The sequence below is a fragment of the Blastocatellia bacterium genome (genome assembly GCA_035573895.1).
Classification (GTDB): domain Bacteria; phylum Acidobacteriota; class Blastocatellia; order HR10; family HR10; genus DATLZR01.
In genome coordinates this window covers 1-17012 of the sequence record DATLZR010000095.1, presented here as the reverse complement: position 1 = coordinate 17012, position 17012 = coordinate 1, and the positions used below count along the sequence as shown (strand labels likewise).

10 protein-coding genes are annotated in these 17012 nt (G+C 59.3%); 2 read left to right on the top strand and 8 right to left on the bottom strand.

The features are described 5' to 3' along the window. The 8 genes from VNM72_09440 to VNM72_09405 form a co-directional block, all read right to left on the bottom strand. A partial coding sequence (locus VNM72_09440) for a UvrD-helicase domain-containing protein (protein ID HXF05625.1) occupies positions 1-3628 on the bottom strand: 3628 nt, incomplete at its 3' end. Next, positions 3625-7056, bottom strand: coding sequence for a PD-(D/E)XK nuclease family protein (locus tag VNM72_09435; GenBank protein ID HXF05624.1), 3432 nt, complete (start codon positions 7054-7056; stop codon positions 3625-3627). The genes VNM72_09440 and VNM72_09435, both read right to left, overlap by 4 nt. 71 nt (positions 7057-7127) lie before the next feature. Continuing rightward, positions 7128-8075, bottom strand: coding sequence for an ATP-binding protein (locus VNM72_09430; protein ID HXF05623.1), 948 nt, complete (start codon positions 8073-8075; stop codon positions 7128-7130). Positions 8076-8108: 33 nt separating this feature from the next. Further along, positions 8109-8297, bottom strand: a complete 189-nt coding sequence (locus tag VNM72_09425) for a MoaD/ThiS family protein (GenBank protein HXF05622.1) — start codon at positions 8295-8297, stop codon at positions 8109-8111. A gap of 44 nt (positions 8298-8341) precedes the next feature. Then, positions 8342-9049 carry an HD domain-containing protein gene (locus tag VNM72_09420; GenBank protein ID HXF05621.1) on the bottom strand — a complete coding sequence of 236 codons (708 nt, stop codon included), beginning with the start codon at positions 9047-9049 and terminating at the stop codon, positions 8342-8344. A 1089-nt stretch (positions 9050-10138) separates the two neighbouring features. Beyond that, positions 10139-11008 carry a hypothetical protein gene (locus tag VNM72_09415; protein ID HXF05620.1) on the bottom strand — a complete coding sequence of 290 codons (870 nt, stop codon included), beginning with the start codon at positions 11006-11008 and terminating at the stop codon, positions 10139-10141. 427 nt (positions 11009-11435) lie between these two features. Next, complete coding sequence (locus VNM72_09410; protein HXF05619.1) at positions 11436-12446, bottom strand: hypothetical protein; 1011 nt, start codon at positions 12444-12446, stop codon at positions 11436-11438. A 79-nt stretch (positions 12447-12525) separates the two neighbouring features. Further along, entirely contained in the window at positions 12526-15363 is a 2838-nt protein-coding gene (locus VNM72_09405; GenBank protein HXF05618.1) for a pre-peptidase C-terminal domain-containing protein, read from the bottom strand. Between the two features lie 694 nt (positions 15364-16057). Between VNM72_09405 and VNM72_09400 the strand changes: the two genes are divergently transcribed. Further along, positions 16058-16336: a hypothetical protein gene (locus tag VNM72_09400; GenBank protein ID HXF05617.1), complete on the top strand. Its 279-nt coding sequence runs from the start codon at positions 16058-16060 to the stop codon at positions 16334-16336. A 457-nt stretch (positions 16337-16793) separates the two neighbouring features. Then, on the top strand, positions 16794-17012 hold a 219-nt coding region (locus VNM72_09395), incomplete at its 3' end, for a hypothetical protein (protein ID HXF05616.1).

Genomic DNA, 17012 nt, shown 5'->3' with positions numbered 1-17012 from the left:
CGAGCCACTCCTCGGGGAGGACGCGACGCTCGTTCGGAATGAGGAAGTACAGCTCGGCGCGAATCGCCCGGGGACACATCAGATGGCGAACGGCCAGAGCGTAGAGCTGCATCTGCACGGCATATTCGTGGACGAGCCGGTCGGTCTCCGCCGCATCCGCCCGATTCGTCTTGAAGTCCACAATCGTAGCGACGCCGTCATCGCTCAGGATGAGCTTGTCAATTCGCCCGCGCACGAGCATTGTCTCTGCCCGATAGAGAATCTCATACTCGCTCCTGACGCTTCCCGGCCGGGAGCCCCACAAAATTTGTTCAATAGTGCGATAGAGATCGCTCCGCAGATAATTCTCGACGAGCGGGCGCAGGTGAGTGACGGCTGCCTCCACCGCCTGGGTCGCATCGCTCGCCTCGATCGCCAGATGCTCGCTGACGAGTCGGGCGAGCAACTCCTCCCACGACTCCGTTCCGTCGTAAAGCTGACAGAAGCGATGGATGATGTGGCCTCGGACGGCGGCAGGCAGCGACGTTCCCTCACGAGTCAGTTCGGGTTCCTCGTATTCATCGAGCGGGGGCAGACCGAGAACATCCTCATAATAGAATTGCCGGGGGCAACGGGCCAGAGCGAGCAAGCGCGTGACGCTGATGGTCCGGCGTCCCGGCCACATCGGAGCCGTCGGCGCCACACGCTCAAGGAGCATGGCGAGCGCCCGTTGCTCATCTTCGGCGAGCGGGGGAAGTTTTTCCGGGGGCAGGGGGTGACCCTGACCGAGTTCGGGGAATCGTTCGATCAGGGGACGAACGGCTGCCGGTTGCTCGCCCCCCGGGAGGTCGGCGCGGCGCGTCACCTTGAGTTTCACCCCCTTCCACTCGTAGATTGTCGGCAGCGCCTCAGGATCCCCCACTCCCAGAATCATTCGGAACCAATCGAACCAACTTCGCCCGAAAAGACCGGGGACAGACTCGGTCGGGACTGGAGAATCGGCATCGGATGCCTGCGTCGTCGCGCCGGACATCTCCTCCGCCGCCTCATCATCAGGCGCCTTCTTCTTTTTGGCGACGACGGTTGAGAGGATGAGATAGTCCTGCGCCCGCGTGAGCGCGACGAAAAGTACGCGTTGATTCTCGAAGAATTCCCGCCGGGCAACCTGTTCGCAGATGCGCTTGTGCAGCCACGACCTGTGCGCCCGACCGCGGGCATCGGGGATCTTCAGACCGAGTCCCAGCGCCCGATCGAAGACAAGGGGCGGCGCATCCCGGCGAAACTGGCGATTCAGATCGGGGACGATGACGACGGGGAATTCGAGGCCCTTGGCCTTGTGAACGGTCATGAGGGTTACGGCGTTCGCCGATTCGAGTTGAGCCTCGGCCTCGCGCGTCTCCATCTCGGTGAACTGGTGGACGTAGCGGACGAAATCGCCGAGAAACTGCGGCCCCCGCGCGTCAAAGGCGCGCGCCAGCTCCATCAATTTGCGCAGATTGGCCACCCGTTGATGTCCATCGTAGGCCGTCGCCTGAAGGGCTTCGTCATCGGTCGCCTCGATGATCTCACGGATCAACTCGACGAGCGGGAGCCGATTTCGCACATCCAGCAGTCGCCTGATGATGGTAGCGGCTCGTGCGACCAGGAGCCGTTGTTCGTCGGAGACGCCCCAGAGATTCGATCCCTCCAGCAGGCTGGTCAGCAGCGGATGAGGATCGAGCCCGCTGCCCGGGTGATGATTGGCATACTGACGCATCCAGTAGAGCGTTTCGTCCGAGAGGCCAAACAGCGGTGACCGCAATGCCGCAACGAGCGCAATCTCATTCGTTCGATTGTCCAGAAACTGGAGCAGCGAAAGAATGTCCTGAATCTCCTGTCGTTCGTAGAATCCCTTTCCCGCCAGTACGTAGTAAGGGATGCCGCGCTGCCGGAGCGCCCGCTCGTAGATCTTTATATCGCTCAGCGCGCGGAAGAGAATGGCAATGTCGCCGTAGCGAACGGCGCGTCGGCCCGGAGTGTCGGCGGGCAGGCTCTCGTTCGTCTCGACGGCAATGGGCGATGAGGAAGGCTCCCTGTCGGCGGCGATGAGGCGCTCGCCCGACCGCACCATCTGAGCGATGCGATCGGCGATCAGGTGCGCTTCCACATCGCGCGCGTCGTCGGGGGCCGTGCCATCTGTGATCTCCAGCAGGAGTTCTACCGCCGGCTCGTGGAGGCTGCCGCGATGGGCTTCATCGGGAATGAAGCCGATAAAACCGGCTGCTTCCAGAGCATCGGCATCCTCTCGCTCGGGCGGGCTCATCAGCCGGGAGAAGAAGCGATTGAAAAACTCGACCAGGGGGCGCTGGCTGCGGAAATTCTTCCCCAGAACGAGGCGGAGCCCTCCCCGGGCGGTGATCTCTCGTTCCGCCTCGGCGAACACCTCCACGGCGGCCCCACGAAATCCATAGATGGACTGCTTCTGATCGCCCACGATGAAGAGCGTGAGATGTCGGGATTCGGGTTCTTCTTCACCGCGGGCCTTCAGGAGCAGATCAATGATCTCTTTTTGCAGTCCGTTGGTGTCCTGAAATTCGTCAACGAGGATGAAGCGAATCGAGCGGGCAATGGCGCGGGCCACCTCCGGACGGGTGCGCAAAAGGTGACGCGCTTTCCACTGAAGGTCTTCGTAGTCGAGGCCGTTGACGTCGGCCTTCAGTTCGACGTAGCGACGCTCGATTCGTCGGAGGAGGGCGAGCACGCCGTGGAGCGTCTCCCCGGCGCAGGCGTCATAGTAGAACAGCTCAACGTCGCGAAGACGTGCCTCCAGTTCAGCAGCGGCCTCTTTCATCCGCCCGACTTTTCGCACCTTCGCCGCTTTCAGGGCCTCCAGAGCGCGGTCGAAAAGCGGCGCGTGCTCCAGCGCCGGCGCCTCCTCCAGGAAAACGCGATATTGTTCAAAGGTGCGACGGAACGTCTCGACCGACTCGCGCATGGTTTTCGTCAGTCCCTCGATGCGGGTGAGAGTGGCGATAGCATGGTCGAGCACCTCGACCGCCCGGCGATAATCGTCGGCCGTCTTCAGGTGACGGAAAGTCAGTCCCTCGACATCATCCAGTGTGAGGCCGAGCGTGCGCACCGATACGAACACATCGGTCAGCAAGCGAATCACTCGCTGCCGGGTGAAACTCATCACCAGCCGACCGATCGTCGGATCGGCTTCATCGAGCGCCTCGGTGACCGTTTCTTCGACGGCCTGAGTGAGGAGAAGTTGACTCGTATACTCTTCGAGGATGGTGAAATTCGGATCCACCTGGGCGTCAACGGGATGAGCCCGGAGGAGGCGGGCGGCGAAACCGTGAATGGTCGAGATAGGGGCATCTTCGAGTCGCCGTTTCAGATCATACCAGTAGCTGGCGTCTTCGCGGCTCGCGCTGCGAAGGGCCAGCTCGCGCAGGGCGCGACGAATCTTGTCGCGCATTTCATTGGCGGCTTTGTTGGTGAAGGTGATGGCGACGATCTCATCCAGATCGGCGCGTCGCTGTCGCAGGATGTGGAGCACGCGCTCGACGAGGACGCGCGTCTTCCCGGCTCCGGGTCCGGCTACGACGACGACCGAAGAATCGAGCGTCTCCACCGCTTGTCGTTGCTGGGGCGTCAGCTCCGTCATGGCCTCAGACTCTTCGGGTCGGCGCAGTCCTGACGATGCGTCTCTGCGCGCGACTGTCGGTGCTTGTCGTAGCGGCAGACGGTTCGATAGTCGCACCGGGGGCAGCAGGCGTCGCTTTTAGGTTGCACGCGGAAATCGCCGCGTCGCATTCCCTCGACGTATTCCCAGACGTAACCCTCGGCTCCGTCGAGCAGGGCCTGCCACTCGTCCGGCGCGAGATTCGATTCCGCTCGTGGATGGATCCCGGTGTAGTCGCCGTAATCACAGCGATACGCCCCCTGACGGCGATTGCCGTCCTCCACCACGTAATAGCCTCCGCCGATCACTTCCTCCCCCGCTCGGAGGAAGAGGCGCGCGAGCGCGTGAATGTAGAGCTGGATTTGCAGATCGCTGCCCTCGCGCATCTCGGCGAGTCGGGCTCCGCTGCGCGATTTGTAATCGTAGACGATGTATTTGCCGTCGGCGGACCGATCCACCCGATCAATGCGCCCGCGAATCTGAATCCGGTCGCCCGCGCGTCCCGGTCGTTCGAACACAAGAGGGGTCCGTCGTGAGGCGGGATGGCATCGCTCCTGCTGTTCCGGACTCATGCCGAATCCCAGCTCCAGCCAGTGGGGATGAACCTCACGGGCGGCGACTCTCTGCTGGTAAGCGATCTCGGCATCCAGAAAGCGCAGAAGCGTATCGGTGATCCGGGCTTTTTCAAGCTCCCACAACCCGCGATGAATCGGAAGCGCCGTTTCTTCGTAGCGGGCGAAGATGGCGTCGGCGACGGCGACAAGCTCCCGTTCATACTCCGACTGGCGTTCGCGTCGGAGCGGTGCGTGTACGTGTCGCTCGAAGAAATCGTGAAGGATCGCGTGCAGGAGATAACCGCGATCCAGCGCCACGAGGTCCAGAGCCGCTTCCTCTCGCCGTTCCAGTTGAAGAATCCGGCGGCAGAAGAACTGAAAGGGACAGCGCCCGTAGGTGGTGAGCTGGCTCGCCGAGTACATGTGATCGGGGCCGAATCGGGTGGCGAGTTGTTGGCGAATGAGGGGATGAATCAGCACGCCATCGAAGGGGCCGAGAAACCCGGCGTCGCGCTCCGCTTCGCTCCGAAGTCGGGGGAAGATCGTCGGCGACAACCACTCCCGCTCGAGCGCATGCTGATAGAGATGCAGGACGAGCGCATCATCGGGCGTCGTGTGATAGAAACTCGCCACCAGAGCCCGCCGCATCTCCGGCGGCGAGGCGGCCTGACGAACATCATAGGTGTTCAGGTCGCACTCGGTCAGAGCAATCGCCGTCTGTGGAGCGTCTTCATCTCCGGCGTAGAGCTGGCGGACATCCTCTATGAAACTGGAGACAATGGTCGCTTCGCCGGTCGCGTCAGTGCGGGGAAAGCTGAGGTACAGTCGTTCGGTCGCCTGACACGCCGCATGGTAGAAGAAATGCTCTTCCTTGGCCTCGAAGGTGCGGGGCGAGAGGTCTTCGAGGAAGAGGCCGGCGTCGGCCAGGCGGCGGCGTTCCGCTTCCGGGTAGACCCAGTCCCGTTCGGGCGAGCGGGGAAATTCTCCCTCGATCAGGCCGGGAATAAAAACGACGCGAAAGGCGAGGCCCCGCGCCTGCGTGACCTCGAGCAGATGCACCCCATCGGGATGACCGCGTTCGGTCCTGAATTCGCTCCGTTGCAGAAGGTGCGTCAGCAAATCACGAAACTGTTCGACGGTGATCTTCGCCGCCGGAGAGGGCGTTGTGGTCGTCTCGTTTGGTGAGGATTCAGGCGAGGATTCCCCTCGGGCGATCACGCTCAGCTCATCCAGAACGGAGTCGAGCGCCTGAAGACCCCGCAGGTCGCGGGCGAGCAGCCGAAGTTCGTGCTCGTCATTTCCCGCCCCCATCAATCGTTGCTCCAGACGCTCTCTCACGCCGAAAGCCGCGAGCGCCCGCCGAAATCCTCCGATCATCTCGCTCAAAGTTCCCCGGGAGGGAATTTCGGCCAGAGCGCGGCGCATTCCCGCGAGCGATTCCCGTGCGGCGGCCAGTGCCATCTGGCCGCGTTTCAACCGGGCGAGTTCCAATGCGATCTCCTCCAGGTCCACCATGCGCGAGGTGAGCGTTTGCGCTTGATAGTGTTTGATCCGCTCGACCGACCCGAGCCGTCGCCGAAACGGGTGAATGGGAAGCCCGATGCCCACGGCGACCATCGCGTTTTCCACGGCGTCTCGATCCAGTTCGGTGAACGCGTGGAGATAATCGTTCTTCAAAAGGGCGAGGTAGGGCTCGGTGATGGCGTGATTGGCCCGGCAGTCGAGAACTTTCACGGCCGCTTTGACCGAGGGCACCGCCAGCAGCGGCTCGACCACACCGAGCGTCGAGGGGATTCCTCTCCGATCCAATTCCTCGCCCACCGCCTGAAGATATGCGGGCGTGCGGGCGAGGACGGCGATCTCGCGGGGCCGGTAGCCCTGTTCGCCGACGAGCCGTTTCACCTCGCGGGCGATCTCTTCGACCTCATGGGAGAAATTGGCTCCGCTGAAGACGTGAATGGGAGGACGAGTGCGGCTCGGGACGGCATCGGGATTGAACAGCCCCCGTCGCAGCGCGGCCAGGGCGGGGTGAAAGGCCTCGGTCTCCATCATCTGCTCGGTCTCCAGCGGTTCGCCGAGCGAAGAAAAGAATGCCCGCGTGTCCCGAAGGGGAATGTGAAAGACCGAGGGATTGGTCGGGTCGAAGGCGAGCGTCACCGTGACCTCGGGAATGCGCTCGATGAGATAGCGCAGCAGTTTCTTTTGAATCGGCGTGAAATCGAAAAATCCATCAATGAAGAGCATCCGGGTGGATTGAAGTCCCGGCGGCAGATCGGGCCGCTGGCGAAAAAGGTCCAGGGCGCAGAGATAGGCATCGTCGGCGTCCAGCAGATCATGCCGATGCAGCTCTTCTGCATACCGCCGATAGATCAGCACCAGATCGAGGTCACGGGGATGCGGCTCCGCCGCCGTGCAGATGAATGCCTCGAAGGCATCAGCGGTCATGTCGGCGCGTTTGATCTCGCCGATGATGCGGGCGAGCGACTCTAGGCAACCGGGCAGCGTGGCGATCGCCTGAAGGTACTTCAGCTCGCCGGCGGCGGCGAGCGCCATGACCGCCCTCTCCAGGAAAAAGAACTTCTCCGCATCCTCGATGATCCGTCGTTGGTCACCGCTTTGGGAGAGGAGAAATCGCACCAGCCCGTCGAACAGGAAGACGCGCAGTTCGCCGGCGGCTCGGACGCGGTCCCCGTCGAGGATACGCTCAACGATGGAATCAAGTAGCGGACGAGTGGAGACCAGATAGATGAAGCTCTCGCCCTGCCCGCGCCGCAGCGCCTCCTGGCATTGATGAATCAGCCGCTCTCGGCTTCGACCGAGGACCGGTTCAAGCCATAAACGTTTCTTCCCGGCCACGACTTGCCTCCTGCCTTCCGGCAAACTCGAAAGTCGCGTTCCGTCATCGGCCCGGACTCACCCGGAGAGAATCACACCTCGGTCGGCTGGGGAAGGGATTCCGGCAGTGGGTGGAAGAGTCGGCGGTGGACATGATCAACGAGGCGACAATAGGCGCAGACAGTGCCGGTGGTCGGCTGACCGCACACCGAACAGGCGGTGAGCGTCACCGGCTCCGGCTCGGCGAACAGGTCGCGCAGAGCGAAGAATCCATCGAGGAATCGGCGCTTGGTTCCCGGCGCGCGATGCTCCAGTTGAGCGATCACATCCTTGTAATAGAGCGTCGTCGCTCCCACGGCGTAGGGACACTCGTCGCGAATGTAGGGAATCTTGTTGGCCAGAGCATAGGTGGTGGTCTGCTTCTCGGTGAAGTAAACGAGGGGTTTCACCTTCTTCTTCAGCCCCTCGCGCTCATCGAGAACGGGATACTGGCGGGCGAGAGCGGCGCGATTCCAGTGCAGGACGTTGGCGAAGAGGACGGCGACTTCATCGTCGAGGTTATGACCGGTGGCGATCACATCATAGCCGGCGTCGAGCGAGTAGCGATTCATGGTGTACCGTTTGATCAACCCGCAGGCCGAACACGCCTGCCGCGCCGTGATCTGTTGAATGTCGGGAATCGGTGCGCCCACTGCTTCCCGAACGCTCACGACGTGGAGCCGACGGCCGAGTTTCTCGGACATCATCTCGCAGGCCCGCCGCGAGAGGGCCGAATAGTGATTCTGGCCTTCGATGCCCAGGTCAATGTAAAACCCATCCGCTTCATACCCCAGCGCCGTGAGCGCGTGCCAGAGGGCGAGGCTATCTTTGCCTCCGGAAACGGCCACCAGGAGGCGATCTCGCCGGGTGAACATCTTGAACTTTTTGATCGTCCGCTCCATGTAGTCGAGAAACCACGGGGAGTAACACTCCCGGCACAGAGCGAGCTTGTGCTCGGGCATGTAGGTCATCGCTTTATTGGCGCATTTCCGGCACTTCATGGGCCGACTCCGGCGGATGAGGCGATCTTCCCTTCAGCCTCCCGAGACAACGCGCACCAGCTCGATCTCATCTCCGACCTCGAGCATTTCATCCTCGGTGACGATTTCTTCGTTCTTCACGACGACGACGGTCTCCGGCAGGACTCCCAGCCGGTCCAGAAGTTGCCGCGCCGTCATGCGCTCGTGATATTCGTACTCTCGATCTCCGTAGCGCACCTTCATGGAACCTGATTCCGGCTCGGACCTGTGAGGGGGAAGAACCTTCCTCAACTCTTTTTTCTCGCCCCGTAGAGTTCGACGTGATTGGCGACAAGGCAAAATTGGCAGCCGAGGAACTCCGCGGCTTTGCGGCTGAGAATCATGCGCTCGGCGAAGATCTCGAAAAATTCCATGACGCTGCCGATGCTCGTATCCACTTCGAGTTCCAGCGTGATGACGCGCGAGGCCGGATCCACATTGAGCGTGCTGCGGGTGACGGCGTAATTGATTCGATCGTGAATGTCGAACTGCGCGGGATCGGTCAATCGCACTCGCGAGCGATGGACATCGGCCTTATCGGCGATGATGACGGCGGCGCTCACGGGGCTGACGGGCATTCCGTCGGATTCATCGTGATGGCCGATGGCCGCCATGACCAGACCGATGTGACGCGGCGGCAGGCCCAGTCGCGTGAGAATGTGCATGGCCATGAGCGCTCCCGACTGAGCATGGACGTTGCGATTGACCACATTGCCCGCATCATGAAGAAATCCGGCCAGGGCCGCCAGTTCCGGCAGCGGCGGCTCATAGCCCAGGCGGGTCAGAATCTCCCGCGCCCACTTGCCCGTCTTCTTGGCATGACGCACGCCATGTTCGGTATAACCGATGGCTTCCAGAACGGCATCGGCGGCTTCCACATAAGCCAGTGCCACCTCGTCCGTCATCAGGTCTTCCAGCGTCACGAGACGCTCCTGGACATCAAGTGCGTTTGTCATAACTCGTCCTTCAACACTCACCTTGAAACAGTGACTAAATATACCGTTCGCGGCAGGGGTTGTAAATTCCCCCGGGGAGCAGAAAGCAACCCACTCCCTGTCCCGCGCGGGAAGGCGACATGGCCTATATGTCATTTCCCTTTGAAATCAACGTGCGCCCCGATGGGTTTATCTTTCTGGCAGCCCGGAGGAGGCATTCTGTGCCTGCCCCCGATCAGCCTGAGGCACGCAGATTACACTGTGCCCCCGTCACCGTATGGGTGTTCATCGGCCTGGCAAAACTCGGAGAACCTTTCGGCGCGGGAGTGCTCAAGGAGACAAGTTCCGTCTTCATTGGCTAAATTTGCTAATCTGTGAGGGTCAGCAAGGGAAACATACCTTAGTAGGCTTAGTCAACGCCGCCGGGTGGTGATTCCAAAAGAGATCTGCAAAAGTTGGGCCTTCGAGGGGGAGATTTTGTTGATGTGAGCAGCTATAAGGGCACTGTGGTCATTAAGCGCAGAGGGCTCGGTGACACCGTAACTCCAGAGGAAGAAAAGATTGTGGAGAGAGGCTTCAGGCAGCTCAAGCGTGAGTTGGGACTGTAGATTTCTAGGGAAGCGGCTAAGCAGCTTCGGCGCCTGCCGAGGGACCATCAGGAACGGCTGAGTCGAGCAATTGAGGAAATGGGAGAGGATCCCCTGCGGGGGGATGTATTGCCCATCAAAAGAAGTAAGTTCAAGGGTGCTTTCCGTAAACGCGTGGGACGCTATCATAATTTTCTCCCTTGACCACGCAAGCCATTTAAGTGTGAGATAGCAGTGGTCCTCCCCAGAACTGAGAAGACATACAAATGACCCCTTGTTGGCTGCCTCAAAGCTACGAATTCCAGATCCCCCGGCAACCAGCATCGTTCGCAATAGCTTCATGATTCTTTTCACTCTGGAACTCCTGAGCCACCATGGGATTGCGGAGGCGGGCCGGTAACTGTTCCCTCTGGGGTACCGGAGTTCAGGTCGCACTATACGCTGCTTACTCACTCCCACTGCTGCCGGGATCCCCATCGCCAGGAAGAACGACCGGTCCCCGGGTAACTCCTCTCCCCGTTGCTCACACCACAAGCCGATAGTGGGGATCAATCTTTTGATGCTCGACGAGGATTTGGTGGATATCGTAGGGATGCGTCTCCGAGCCGGTCAGCGCATGACTGAGGACTTGAAAGATGTGACCGATCCCCTGCGCGTCGTCAATATCACTGTCCACAATGAACTCCAGCGTCTCGGGCCTGTTGAAGAACGTCAGTTGAAGATTGCCGTACCGATCCTGTGTCTTGAAGCTATCAATCAACTTGGATCCTGGAGGTGGCGTATGCATGATGCCGGATACCTCCTGAAAAAGATGATCGTGAACGCTATTCTTCACCTGATCGCGCAGCTCTTTTTCCACGCGAGCGAAGAAGCGATCTCCGCGAAGGCGATGGAGCGAAGAAACGTACGAAAACACATCGCGTCCATTTTCAAACCTCGTGGCTTTCATCTTCCAATAGAGGTTCAAAAGACCTGCCTTGCGAATATCATCGAGCGCGTGATAGAGGATGGCTCCCCGAGCATCCTCGTAGCCTTCAACCTGAGAGTTTTCCAGAACCCGTTTGAGATCCTCGGGCAGATCATCATAGGCAGGAAACTCGACTTTCTCGACGTGCTTTGGATCAATCGGCAAGATGAAGGCTTGTCGCACCCCCTTGCCTTCGATGACTCGAACGAATCGGCCGACGGGGCGATGCCGCAAGGGGAACACCTGGACGCTGTAAATCCCTCCTTGGGAGATGTCCAAATTCGAGATCCTCACCGGAGCCGATGTCCGCTTATCGCGGATGTATACCTTGGCGCCGACCGCCTTGAGCAAAATGTCTACCCGATCATCAGGCCGATCCCCATAGACGTTAACGAAATCGAGGATCAAGTTTCCCTTGCCGTTCATGGTTCCTCCCTCCTGCAGAAAATGGTGAAGCGCACGGTGGCAACTTGCGCTTCAGCTACTGAAGAGCCACCCGCGATCTTTCTCCTCGCCTCTCTTCAGTTGTTTCCGGCTTTCTCTGAAACCAATGTTCGGGATAGGCTCGTCCGTCGGAGGGAAAATCCCACTGCATGTATGAGGTAGTCTAACGAGAATCTCGTCGTGCCTGGACGGTTTGGGATCTCCGGAAGGATGGGCTTCGGATGCGTCAACATTGATCAAGCGAATGCTGTGCATAACCATAGGTGTATCGCCACCGGTCGAATCGCTTCCCCCATCGGGTGAGGTCGAACGACACTCAATTCATGCCTTCTGGTTGCGGATGCGTTCCATTTCCCCTCTCTCGATGCGTCCAGCCAACAATCGGGCACCGTGTTCAAAGCGGGCTTCATCATGAACACCCCCCTCCTGGAGCCAAGCCACGGATTTCTCTTTCTAATTTATCAATTTTAGACCCGAACTGATGCATCAATTGACTTTTGGCTCCGAAAACGCCCATAACAATGTTATGGTGAACTTGTTGCGCAAGATCAGAATTCGCGTTTGGCTCTCTTCGTAATTCGCCGAGCCATTGCAGGACTCGATCAACGATACAGCGCCCGGATTGCACGTCAAGATTGCGCCGATGTCGCAACCAGTTTCCGCCATTCAAATTGCGTATCTCTTCAAACTCAAACATTTGATACACATCACCTGTAAGTTTGTATCGAAGCGAGTCCTCAAGGTAATAGATACCTTCACGTTGAGCGGCCCAATTGAGGAAAGCATACCAATGTTCTCTCCTCGGGTGACTATCAATGAAGAGCTTAAAGAGCGCGATGGCTTCAGGCAATACGATCTCAGCGGCTTTGCCCAAGACCGAAGCCAGCCTGAAGAAATTGCGAGTTACTCTTTGATGATTGAACTCATGAGCGATGAGAAGGCCTTCGTAATTGCTGTCATTGCGGAGATCCCTTGCCTTTGAAAGGAGGTGCCCCCATCGCTGGAATCTTCTTCGCAGGTCATCAGGGCATTGATTTATTGTGTTCTCACCAGAAAAGCACGCAACGAGGTTATCGAGCGCGAACTGTGATAGCGAGAGTCTTACACCTTCCGTCTCTTGAAGATACCGCCCGATATCTCCTTGGAGCCAAGTTCGTCCTCTAACATTCCCTCTTGTGAACAGATCTCCCAGCGCACTGTGACCTGTAGGGAAATCACCCTCAGCCAGAAAACACAGCAGCCGCGCCGCATGAACCAGAGAATAGTAGAAAACCGTACAGGCCCAGTTGAGCTTCCGTTGGAGATAGAGGTCAACACCTATCGCATAATCTCCGCAAGCCGATTCAAGAAGGCAAAACGCCGTGTAGAATTTTTGATCCTGATGCTTTGGATCTTGGTTCCAATATTCTTCGGGCGTCATGGCGTTATCCCCTCACAGAACCCGGCTGACGTTTTCGATTCCAAGAACCTTTCGCATCTCCCCGTCACTGCCGTTCGGTTCATCGAATCTTCGGATCAATCAGCGCGAGTCGGTTGCTCGCAGCGACCGCCACAAGCTGTCCTCTCGAGGACAGGGAAAGCGAACGCGCTCCTTCCCCCGTAGCCACCCGGTCCCGCTCCTTTCCTTCCAAGTCATAGGTGACGACCGCTCCATTCACAAGGAAATTCACGGGTCCGCGCCGCTCGATCTCGTTTGCAGCTAGATAGATGATGTCCCCTCGCTCATTGAAGACCACGTCATCCCATCCGATATAGCTGGGACTGGGAAGGACAGCGAGTAACGAGAAGTCCCCAGCTTCGCTCACTTGAAGGACAGCGACGGATTCCTCCAGAGACACGGCAAGGAGCCTGCCATCTCCACTCAGCGTAAGGGACAAGGGGTTGCCCGGGAGCCTCCGACTGGCAATCAGCCTCCCTCCCGCATCGAACGAAAAGACGGTCTGGTTGGCAAACGATGGCACATAGCCTATGTCTCCCCTGAGGCCAAAAGTGACGTTCGGCCAAGGGTAAAAATCCGAATCGCACGGAGGCACGAATGTCCCCTTTCGCGAGAGATTCCCAAAGCGGTCAACCTCTACGAGAGCGACCGTGGGCTGTGGACAGGTGAGCGTCACCGTGGCTCGGTAGATGTAATCCGGCCTGCCCCTGCCGTCGTCGCTGCGCACGCGGAAGAAATACCGCCCGTCGGCTGGGATCACGAATCGAAGCAGGGAGTCGGTTGAGCCCTCGGCATCGTCATTTTCGGCGAGCTGCTGGCCGCGACTGTCAAAGAGGGTGACGACCGGATCCAGCGGCGACGGGGGCGTGAGCGAGCGGCCATCCAGGTCAATGACGAGTTGCTGGCCGCGCCTCGCGTCGAAAGCGAAGAAGTCCGCGTCGCCCCCCCAATAGATATCCCCTTCTATGGTAGCATTGGGAAAGATCACCTGAGCTTGAGCAATCGAATCGTTCAGCTCTACTTCCGTTAACCCCTTGAGCGTCGCGGTGAGCTTGACGTTCACCGTCGCAAGCCGACGAGAAACGGCATTGTAGGCGATGCGCACGGGCCCTTGTTCGATCAACGCTCCACTCACCAAAGTTCCCGAGAGCGCATCGAAGCCCAAAACCCGGTCGCCTCCGTAATCGGCTACGAAGATGAATTGGCCATCCGGAGAGATGACTGCATTCGTGAATGCGGTGAACGATGTCCCCGAGGGGGGAACGATCTTCCGCACGAGTTTCAAATCCCTGGGATTGGAAGCGTCCACCGCCGCGAGCGTTCCTTCATTGGCATTCACAACGATGAGCCAACGCACCCCATCCTGATCGAAAAGGGTCAATTGCCGAGGACCGTCTCCCGGAACCAGGGCATCGAGAATATCCCCTGTCTCGGCATCTACCACGAAGAGCAGATCCGTGAAGGCCGAAGCGACAAAGACCGTGCGCCCATCGGAGGAGAAGATCGTGTTGTTGGCTGTGGAGAAAGCAGCACCATAGGGCCGAAACTCCACGGCGGGGGCGATCTTCTCCACCTCCGTATAGTCTACAATCGCCACCGAGGGGGAGAAGTCCGTATTCACTACGGAGATGAATCTCCGGCCCGGAACCCGAAAGGCTTCCACCGTGTAGGATCGGCCCTGAAAAGGAACAGAGGTCACAAGCGTTCCATTCGACGTGCGAAAGGCGTAAAGCCGATTGGTTTGAGAAGAAGCTACAAAGCCCAGCTCCCCGTCAGGGCTTAAGACCGGATTGTTCAAGGGATGAAGCCCGGCGCCATCAGGCGGCGTGAAAGTCGCTTGACCGCTCAAAGATCCTTCCTGGGTCGCGCGCAGGATGGAGACCGTTCCATTTCCGGCATTCGTCACCACAAGCGTCCCCGTTAGCTGGTTGAACGCGAGAAGCCGAGGTCGCCGTCCGCTTCCCAGATACCAGGAGCTGATCACCGAACCGTCGCTCACACGGAAACTGAAGACCGTGTTCCCCGAGTGGGCGACATATCCGATGGTCCCCTCTGAGTTGAAGACGATGTTATTATCCGCGAAGTCACATACATTGTCGAAACAATACTGACGGGACCAAACGATAGAGGGAGCGTTCGGCGAGGTGACGTCCACCATTGTGATGTAACCGTCCCAATCGCTGACGACAGCGACCCAGCGCCGTCCCGAGTTTTCTACCACTGGCATCGTTACCGGTTCGTACCCCGAGACCGTCACCGTGCTCAAGAGCGCGCCGGTCTCCGTGTCGAAGAGGTAGAGCTTGTTCGTCCTTCGCTCGGAAGCGATGAACCCGATCTTCCCATCTCTGCTGAGGGTCGTCCTTCCAATGCTGAACCAAAAATCCGTTCCCGGGGGAGGGGTGAAGGTCGCCTGAACGCGCAGGTTGGTCGGATCCGTCGCATCCACAATGGTGACGTCGTCACTCGTGAAGTTTTTCACCGCGATGATCCGTTTCACAGGTTGCTCGTTGAGGGTGATCCCGCCGGGATCCACTCCGACGAGGACGCTCCCCAACATTTCGCCCGTCGTCGTGTCAAAGCTCAAAAGCCTGTCGTTAAAGAGCGAAGCCACGAACCCGACTCTCCCATCAGCGCTATAGACAGCGTTGTTTGACCGACTTGGAGCGAAGCCGAGCGGGAAACGAACCAGGCGCACTTCCTCATCGGCCTGCGCGAGCCTCAGGTCCTCACCCTCGGGCAGGTCCACGAGCAGTTCTTCTTTTTTTGTCCAGGCCTCAGGGCCAACCCGAAGCACGTCGGCCTTCTGCCCCACCGACGACGGCTGAGGGAATAATCCCACGAGGATGAGCAGTCCTATGATCCCGCCGTAGCGACTCTTATGAAGAATCACCCAACTCATCGCCGGTCCTCCTCGCATGACCTCACTGGGGTTTACATAGCTTGGGGAAGAGTAGATCATTTTTACACCTTTTTTCAAGGCGCCGAGGGGCACAGTAATCGTTTGGAGTGCGTGGAAAAGGAGGTTTCCCCAGGCCAATCCCGATACTTTGTGAAACCTGATGATCCGATACGCTATCTCGATTGTGAAAGAAACAGGGGGATTGGCGATGTCCCCCCTGTCGGAGACTGAGTTGGGCCCGTTCTACCGACCAGAAGAGCGAGCGGTGAGAGATGCCCGATTGGAGCAGGGTAGTGAAGCGGCGGATGAGCGCAGGCGGTGTGGGGGGTGAAGTCGAATTTGCTTGGCCGGAGGAGATCAAGGCGGCCTTCCCGACGGAAGGAGAGCGAGCGTCGAATGTGTTGCTGCAGACTGGGCTGTCGGGGCCGTGGCGGCAGTGCTGGGGAAAGCGGGGGAGCGCCGGATCGTCTGCCTCAGGAGGGCCAAGCCGGTGTGGGGGGTGCCGTCAGAGAGAACTTCAGAACATCCTCTTTGCTCTGCTCTCTGATTTCCCCAAGCTGACCGACGTCACGGAGAACCTCCTTATACCAGCTCTGGCGCGTCTTCAACGCGCGGTGGATTTAATTCGCGTCCCGTTTTCCAGACGTTCCACGTCTGGCTACCTTCGGGTGGGCCGCTTCCGCGGCCCATTGTTTTGAACGTTGCCCGTCGGGGGCGCATCCTCAATACGCCGTTCACCAATCCCGCTGTTGATCCACACGATTGGCGTCTCCGTCTTCGTCCGGGCGTCGGCAGACGCCCGCAAGAGGGTAGCCAGACGTGCAACGTCTGGTTCGTACGCGACGCGACGACGCGCCTTGAAGAGGCGCAACAGCGATGGTTCGTCGCATTCGATCCCTCGCCGCAATCGTTCGGAGGCCGGGATCGCCCGCGTCCGGCGCTCTGGCGCGTCTTCAACGCGCGGTGGATTTAATTCGTGTCCCGTTTTCCAGACGTTTCACGTCTGGCTACCTTCTCGTGGCCGCTTGCGCGGCCCATTGCCCCTTGAACAATTGCACCTGGCGGCGCGTGTTGCAACGCGCGGTTCGTCTTCTGGGAGCGCCCGCATCGTGCGGGCCCACTGGCGCGTCTTCAACGCGCTGTTGATGAATTCGTGTCCCGTTTTCCAGACGTTTCACATCTGGCTACCTTCGCGGGGCCGCTTGCGCGGCCATCGTTCTCGAACGTTTCTTCCGCGGCCTATTGTTTTGAACGTTGCCCGTCGGGGGCGCATTCTCGATACACGGTTGACCAATCCGGCCGTTGATCCACGCGATTGGCGCCTGCATCTTTGTCCGGGCGTCGGCAGACGCCCCCAAGAGGGTAGCCAGACGTGCAACGTCTGGATGCACGCGAAATAAAACGATGCGCCTCGAAGAGGCGCAAGAGCGATGGGTTCATCCCGTTCGATCCCTCAGCGCGATTCTTCAGGGGGTGGGAACGGGGCGGCCATCGTCGCGGGCCTCGCAGCATTCGAAGCCATTACCGGGCGCACGCTGGGGGAGGAGAAAGTTCTCCACTATGCCTACGAACTCGAAGGCCACGCCGATAATGTGACCCCCTCGGTGATGGGCTCGCTTGTCCTGACGTGTCTGACCGAGGAGGGCAAG